Source organism: Aneurinibacillus aneurinilyticus ATCC 12856 (assembly GCF_000466385.1).
GTDB lineage: Bacteria > Bacillota > Bacilli > Aneurinibacillales > Aneurinibacillaceae > Aneurinibacillus > Aneurinibacillus aneurinilyticus.
This window is the reverse complement of sequence record NZ_KE952698.1, coordinates 1-695: the sequence shown is the minus strand read 5'-3', so window position 1 is coordinate 695 and position 695 is coordinate 1. Positions and strand designations below refer to the sequence as shown.

Genomic DNA, 695 nt, shown 5'->3' with positions numbered 1-695 from the left:
TGCCTCCCTTTCATGGCTGTTTCCCAGCCTTCTGTGCTCGGATCGCTTTGATGGCTGCTTTCGCTTTGGCTGCTACACCGGCGAGAGGTACACTTGCAGCAAGAGCAGCAGCAGCGGCTGCCTGACTGGGTGGTACTGCTGGTGCTTCTCCTTCACAGGTCCCCTTTGCACCTGCTCCACCCGGAAGCAAGCCGACAACTTACTGGAATAGTATATTTTTATTTATACTCCCCAAAAAAATCATCTGAAAATTCCCCATCTACTGTATACTCTACATCATAATAAAATCGTTGAATCTCTGTCTTTGGATGAAGCAATTCGAGATAAACCCGAAGAAAAGGAATTTCTCTATCATGATTATTTATGAAAAGCCTTATACAATTGTATCGGATTATGAAATCTTTTAATTTTAATCCATCTGGAAGTTTATCTTCTTCTTCCTTTAAGTAGTTATCATTACTATTTTTTATTAAATCCTCTAACATTCTTATAGTATTGTCTCTTAAATACTGAAAGTTATAAATTTCGTTAAATTGATTTTGAATATCCAAAAGATTCATGCAAACACCCCTTTTACTTTTGCCACTGGTAATATAGTCAAAAACTAAATTTCCCTTTGAATCTAATCTTCCGTATACCCTTACATGGTTAGGTGCCTTTGCTCTTTAGCCCCCTAGAGAAATTGGACACTAAGA

General features: G+C 38.3%; 1 protein-coding gene. It reads right to left on the bottom strand.

Going from position 1 to position 695, the window contains the following annotated elements; all coding sequences use genetic code 11:
• Nucleotides 1–218: 218 nt before the first annotated feature.
• On the bottom strand, nt 219–560 hold the full coding sequence (locus HMPREF0083_RS03880) for a hypothetical protein (RefSeq protein WP_021619736.1): 342 nt from the start codon (nt 558–560) through the stop codon (nt 219–221).
• Nucleotides 561–695: the final 135 nt, after the last annotated feature.